At 71.3% G+C, this 1,120-nt stretch carries 2 protein-coding genes; both read left to right on the top strand.

Going from position 1 to position 1,120, the window contains the following annotated elements:
- Positions 1-288, top strand: a 288-nt coding sequence (locus C5O18_RS10640; RefSeq protein WP_241146821.1) for a hypothetical protein, incomplete at its 5' end; no start/stop codon positions are given.
- Between the two features lie 120 nt (positions 289-408).
- A complete protein-coding gene (tpx, locus tag C5O18_RS10070) occupies positions 409-909 on the top strand; it encodes a thiol peroxidase (RefSeq protein WP_105193487.1) in 501 nt (166 codons plus the stop codon).
- The last annotated feature ends 211 nt before the right edge of the window (positions 910-1,120 follow it).

Here is a 1,120-nt window from a genome sequence, read left to right as displayed (position 1 = left end):
GGCGTGCCCGGCGACTTCGTGCAGGGCCCCTGCGCGCGCCTGGAGTCGGTCCGCGAAGGCCGCTGGAACCGCTATGCGCCGCGTCCGGTGAAGATTCCGCTGACCCGCTTCATGGAGCGCGACCAGCGCAACCGGCCGTGCTGGGTCGCGGTGGCACCGGACCAGTGCCTGCAGGGCCTGATCGCCCACCATGGCGATGACCGCCGCGTCTACGTGGTGACCGTGGACGCGCCGCCGGACTCGCCGCACGGCCAGCCGCGCCAGCCCCGGCTGATTCCTCGCGGCTGACGCACGCGCCGGCGGCTCCCGGCTGCCCGCGGCGACATCGGCCCCTCCCCTGCGAGCCCGAGTTCTGCTTTACTCGGCATCCCGGCATTCCGCCCGCCCAACTTCCTGGAGCAACACGTCATGGCAACAGTCACCCTGCGCGGCAACCCGATCCGTGTCGACGGCCAGTTCCCCGCCGCCGGCCAGACCGCCCCGGCCTTCTCGCTGGTGAAAGGCGACCTGTCCGATGCCACCCTCGCCGGCTTCGGCGGCCAGCGCAAGATCCTCAACATCTTCCCCAGCGTCGACACCCCGACCTGCGCCACCTCGGTGCGCAAGTTCAACGCCCAGGCCTCCGGCCTCGACAATGCCGTGGTGCTCTGCATCTCCGCCGACCTGCCCTTCGCCCAGGCGCGTTTCTGCGGCGCCGAAGGCCTGGACAAGGTGATCAACCTGTCGACCCTGCGCGGCCGCGAGTTCCTGCAGGACTACGGTGTCGCCATCGCCGAGGGTCCGCTGGTCGGCCTCGCCGCCCGCGCCGTGGTGGTGCTGGACGCCGACAACAAGGTGCTGCACAGCGAACTGGTGGCCGAAGTCGGCGACGAGCCGGACTACGCCGCCGCGCTGGCTGCGCTGGCCTGAGCCGGGCCTGTCTGGTGCAGGTGGGGGTTCTGGGCTGACAAACGCTGCGCTACAAGTCAGCCCAGAACCCCCACCTGAGCCAGACGCCACGAGCGCATGACCGCAGCCTTCATACTGCGTGCCGGTCCGCTGGCGCGCCGCCACATCGAGCAGCACGGCTTCACGCCGGATACGCTCGCGGCCTTCGGCGCGCCGGCCGGCGGGCCCAAGT

Origin of the sequence: Amnimonas aquatica, from assembly GCF_002943415.1 — a bacterium.
GTDB lineage: Bacteria > Pseudomonadota > Gammaproteobacteria > Pseudomonadales > Moraxellaceae > Perlucidibaca > Perlucidibaca aquatica_A.
This window is presented reverse-complemented; position numbering and strand designations above follow the sequence as displayed.

What these genes read in the sequence shown, in the direction of transcription:
- tpx (WP_105193487.1), top strand. Translation starts at nt 409, where the DNA reads ATGGCAACAGTCACCCTGCGCGGCAACCCGATCCGTGTCGACGGCCAG.